General features: G+C 62.2%; 4 protein-coding genes. 3 read left to right on the top strand and 1 reads right to left on the bottom strand.

The genetic code is table 11. The features are described from left to right. Positions 1 to 144: 144 nt before the first annotated feature. A complete protein-coding gene (locus B3E94_RS03385) occupies positions 145 to 1,584 on the top strand; it encodes a catalase (protein ID WP_236237291.1) in 1,440 nt (479 codons plus the stop codon). 164 nt (positions 1,585 to 1,748) lie between these two features. Beyond that, complete coding sequence (gene bfr / locus B3E94_RS03380; protein ID WP_286912336.1) at positions 1,749 to 2,213, top strand: bacterioferritin; 465 nt, start codon at positions 1,749 to 1,751, stop codon at positions 2,211 to 2,213. 69 nt (positions 2,214 to 2,282) lie between these two features. Here the strand turns inward: bfr and uvrA are convergent, their stop codons facing one another. Next, positions 2,283 to 5,117: an excinuclease ABC subunit UvrA gene (gene uvrA / locus B3E94_RS03375; RefSeq protein WP_176515237.1), complete on the bottom strand. Its 2,835-nt coding sequence runs from the start codon at positions 5,115 to 5,117 to the stop codon at positions 2,283 to 2,285. Positions 5,118 to 5,246: 129 nt separating this feature from the next. Between uvrA and B3E94_RS03370 the strand changes: the two genes are divergently transcribed. After that, the coding region (locus B3E94_RS03370; RefSeq protein WP_286912337.1) for a hypothetical protein at positions 5,247 to 5,319 on the top strand (73 nt) is incomplete at its 3' end.

Genomic DNA, 5,319 nt, shown 5'->3' with positions numbered 1-5,319 from the left:
GCCTAGTGCCCGGTTTTTTGTGCGCGCATGTATTGTTTGTTTCTATTGATGCAAGTCAATCAATGAATTTGTTTGTGTAACCTTGCTCGACGATACTCCTCTTCAAGCCGATAGCCGGCACCTGAAGACCGATAAGGAGAGCCCATGAGCAAGATACTCACCACCGCCAGCGGTGCACCTGTAGCTGACAACCAGAACTCCCGTTCCGCCGGCCCTCGCGGCCCGCTGCTGCTCGACGACTTCCACCTGATCGAGAAACTCGCGCACTTCAACCGCGAGAACATCCCCGAGCGTCGTGTACACGCCAAGGGTTCAGGTGCCTACGGAAGCTTCACCGTCACCCGCGACATTACCGAATACACCAGCGCCAAGCTGTTCGAGCAGATTGGCAAGCAGACCGAAACCTTCCTGCGCTTCTCCACCGTGGGTGGCGAACGCGGTTCGGCAGACACCGAGCGCGATCCGCGGGGCTTCGCCGTGAAGTTCTACACCGAGGAAGGCAACTGGGACATCGTTGGCAACAACACCCCAGTGTTCTTCATCCGTGACCCGCTCAAATTCCCTGACTTTATCCACACCCAGAAGCGTCACCCGCAAAGCAACCTGAAAAATGCCCAGATGATGTGGGACTTCTGGTCGCACTCCCCCGAGGCGCTGCACCAGGTCACCATCCTGTTCTCCGATCGGGGTATTCCGGATGGCTACCGCCACATGCACGGCTTCGGCAGCCACACCTACAGCCTGATCAATGCACAGGGCGTGCGCACCTGGGTCAAGTGGCACTTCAAGACCCAGCAAGGCATCAAGAACCTGGCTCCGGCCGAGGCTGCGCGCCTGGCAGGCACTGACCCGGACTACGCTCAGCGCGACCTGTTCGAAGCCATCGAGCGCGGTGATTTCCCGCGCTGGACCGTGTGCATCCAGGTCATGAGCGAAGCCGAAGCGGCCAGCCGCAACGAGAACCCGTTCGACGTGACCAAGACCTGGTCGCAGAAGGACTACCCGCTGATCGAAGTGGGTGTGCTGGAGCTCAACCGCAACCCGCTCAACTACTTCGCCGAAGTCGAGCAAGCTGCATTCGGCCCGAGCAACATGGTGCCCGGTGTCGGCCTGTCGCCTGACCGCATGCTGCAAGGCCGTGTATTCGCCTATGCCGATGCGCACCGCTATCGCGTGGGTACCAACCACCAGCAGCTGCCCGTCAACGCCCCGCGTTGCCCGGTCAACAGCTACCAGCGTGATGGTTCCATGGCAGCCGGCAGCTACGGCAGCGCGCCGAACTACGAGCCCAACAGCTTCGCTGATGCGCCGAAGCAGTCGCCGCGCCACGCCGAGCCCGCCTTGGCGCTCAACGGTTCGGCCGACCGTTACGATCACCGCGAGGATGATGACTACTACAGCCATGCCGGCGCATTGTTCCGCCTGATGAGCGATGAACAGAAAGCGCTGTTGATCAGCAACATCGCAGGCACCATGGCCGGCGTCAGCGAAGATGTGATTCAACGGCAGCTGCAGTACTTCTTCAAGGCCGACCCTGCCTATGGCGAAGGCATCGCCAAGGCGTTGGGGCTGAATCTCGCCTAAGTCGAAGTGATAAGAAGAACCGCCCTCATTTGGGCGGTTTTTCAATGAATATCACTACTGTTTAACCGATTTTTTGCTTCTAATTGCGCGTTTTTCAGTGACCGCGACGAAAACCTGGTTCACACTATGCGGTATTGAAGTTATTCACAGGGAGAAGCAGGGCGATGCAAGGTCACCCGGACGTAATCAACTACCTCGTCACGTTGCTGAAGGGCGAACTGGCAGCACGCGACCAGTACTTCATTCACTCGCGGATGTATGAAGACTGGGGCCTGTCCAAGCTCTACGAACGTAACAACCACGAGATGGAAGAAGAGACGCAGCACGCCGATGCACTGATGCGCCGTATCCTGATGCTCGAAGGCACCCCGGACATGCGTGCCGATGACCTCGAAGTGGGCAGCACCGTACCGGAAATGATCGAGGCCGACCTCAAGCTCGAGTACAAGGTGCGCGCCGCGCTGTGCAAAGGCATCGAACTGTGCGAACTGCACAAGGACTACATCAGCCGCGACATCCTGCGCGCGCAATTGGCCGATACCGAAGAAGATCACACCTACTGGCTGGAAAAGCAGCAGGGCCTGATCAAAGCCATCGGCCTGGAAAACTACCTGCAGTCGCAGATGTAAGTTATCCACACGCAATAAAAAAGCCCCTGGCACCGTCGGTACCAGGGGCTTTTTTTATCCACAGGCCAATCAGGCCCGGTCACGCTCCAGCAATGGCTTGAGGTAATGCCCGGTGTAGGATTGCTTCATCTTGGTCAGCTCCTCCGGCGTGCCGCTGGCAATGATCTGCCCACCTTTGGAACCCCCCTCCGGCCCCAGGTCCACCAGCCAGTCGGCGGTCTTGATCACGTCCAGGTTGTGCTCGATGACCACCACCGTGTTGCCGTGGTCGCGCAGGCGATGCAGCACGTCGAGCAGTTGCTGGATGTCGGCGAAGTGCAGGCCGGTGGTGGGTTCGTCGAGGATGTACAGGGTCTTGCCGGTGTCGCGCTTGGACAGCTCGCGAGACAGCTTGACCCGCTGCGCCTCACCACCCGACAGGGTGGTCGCCGACTGGCCCAGCTTGATGTACGACAGGCCCACGTCCATCAAGGTCTGCAGCTTGCGCGCCAGGGCCGGCACCGCGTCGAAGAACTCGCGGGCATCCTCGATGGTCATTTCCAGCACCTCGTGGATGTTCTTGCCCTTGTACTTGATCTCCAGGGTTTCGCGGTTGTAGCGCTTGCTCTTGCACACGTCGCACGGCACGTAGATGTCCGGCAGGAAGTGCATCTCGACCTTGATCAGGCCATCGCCCTGGCACGCCTCGCAACGGCCACCCTTGACGTTGAAGGAGAAACGCCCCGGGCCATAGCCACGGGAGCGCGACTCCGGCACGCCGGAGAACAGTTCGCGGATCGGCGTGAAGATGCCGGTGTAGGTGGCCGGGTTCGAGCGCGGTGTGCGGCCGATCGGGCTCTGGTCGATATCGACCACCTTGTCCAGGTGCTGCAGGCCGTCCATGCTGCTGTGCGGCGCGGCTTCCAGGCTGCTTGCGCCGTTCAGCGCGGTGGCGGCGAGCGGGAACAGGGTGTTGTTGATCAGCGTCGACTTGCCCGAGCCGGACACGCCGGTCACGCAGGTGAGCAGGCCGATCGGGATCTCCAGGTCGACGTTCTGCAGGTTGTTGCCCCGTGCGCCCTTGAGCTTGAGCTGCAGCTTCTTGTCACGCGGGGTGCGCTTGGCCGGCACGACGATCTTCTTGCGCCCGGACAGGTATTTGCCAGTCAGCGAGTCCGGGTGGTCCATGACCTCCTGCGGGGTGCCCTCGGCCACGATCTGGCCGCCGTGCACACCGGCGCCCGGGCCGATGTCGACAACGTAGTCGGCCAGGCGGATGGCGTCCTCGTCGTGCTCGACCACGATCACCGTGTTGCCCAGGTCGCGCAGGTGGTTGAGGGTGGCCAGCAAGCGGTCGTTGTCCCGTTGATGAAGACCGATGGACGGCTCATCGAGGATGTACATCACCCCCACCAGGCCCGCGCCAATCTGGCTGGCCAGGCGGATACGCTGGGCTTCGCCACCCGAAAGGGTGTCGGCGCTGCGGTCGAGGGTGAGGTAGTCGAGGCCGACGTTGACCAAAAACTGCAGGCGTTCGCAGATTTCCTTGAGGATCTTCGCGGCGATCTCGCCACGCCGGCCGGTCAGGGTCAGCTCACCGAAATAGCTGCTGGCTTCGCCGATCGGCAGGTTGGTGACCGCCGGCAGGGTCTTCTCGCCCACCCACACGTGCCGCGCCTCACGGCGCAGGCGGGTGCCGCGGCAGTCGGGGCAGGGCTGGGTGCCAAGGAACTTGGCCAGCTCCTCGCGCACGGTGGCCGACTCGGTTTCGCGGTAGCGCCGTTCCAGGTTCGGGACGATGCCTTCGAACGGGTGCGAGCGCTTGACGATGTCGCCGCGGTCGTTGAGGTACTTGAAGTCGACGCTCTGCTTGCCGCTGCCCTGCAGGATCACCTTCTGGTGCTCGGCCGACAGCTCGCCGAATGGCTCCTCCAGGCTGAAGCCATAGTGCGCCGCAAGCGAGCCAAGCATCTGGAAGTAATAGACGTTGCGCCGATCCCAGCCGCGGATCGCGCCCTCGGCCAGGGTCAGCTCGCTGTTGACCAGGCGCTTGGTGTCGAAGAACTGCTTCACCCCCAGGCCATCACAGGTCGGGCAGGCGCCGGCCGGGTTGTTGAAGGAGAACAGCTTGGGCTCCAGCTCGCTGATCGCATGGCCGCAGATCGGGCAGGCGAAGCGCGCGGAGAAGATCGTCTCTTCGCCTTCTTCGTCGTCCATCGGCGCCACCAGGGCGATGCCGTCGGCCAGCTTGAGCGCGGTCTCGAACGATTCGGCCAGGCGCTGCTGCAAATCGGCGCGCACCTTGAAGCGGTCTACCACCACGTCGATGCTGTGCTTTTTCTGCTTGTCCAGCTTGGGCAGTTCGTCCAGCTCGTAGAGCTTGCCGTTGACCCGCGCCCGCACGAAGCCCTGGGCACGCAGTTCGTCGAACACCGCCAGGTGCTCGCCCTTGCGCTCGCGGATCACCGGCGCCAGCAGCATCAGCTTGCTGCCTTCCGGGCGCTCCAGCACCAGGTCGACCATCTGGCTGATCGTTTGCGCTTCCAGCGGAATGTCGTGGTCCGGGCAGCGCGGCGTGCCGACGCGGGCATACAGCAGGCGCAGGTAGTCGTAGATCTCGGTGATGGTGCCGACCGTCGAGCGCGGGTTGTGCGAGGTCGACTTCTGCTCGATGGAAATGGCCGGCGACAAGCCTTCGATGGTGTCGACGTCGGGCTTTTCCATCATCGACAGGAACTGCCGGGCATAGGCCGACAGCGACTCCACATAGCGTCGCTGGCCTTCGGCGTACAGCGTGTCGAACGCCAGCGACGACTTGCCGGACCCGGACAAGCCGGTGATCACGATCAACTTGTCGCGCGGCAGGGTCAGGTCGATGTTCTTAAGGTTGTGGGTACGTGCCCCACGAATCAGGATCTTGTCCACTGCGGCCTCGCTCGGCGGGCATAAACAAGGAAGTATACGGCGCGCTGCCAGTACGCGGCAAAGCGTCGCGTAGATGCCGTCAAGCTGTCGGACTGATAGAATCGCCGCCGGCCCACACGAGGTTAATCCATACACGACACCCACACCGAGCGCATGAGTGGCAGCGAAACCCGCGCCGCTGGCGGCCTGGCCCTGGTCTTTC

The sequence above is a fragment of the Pseudomonas sp. UBA6315 genome, assembly GCF_002438125.1.
GTDB classification, from domain to species: Bacteria; Pseudomonadota; Gammaproteobacteria; order Pseudomonadales; family Pseudomonadaceae; genus Aquipseudomonas; species Aquipseudomonas faucium.
This window is presented reverse-complemented; position numbering and strand designations above follow the sequence as displayed.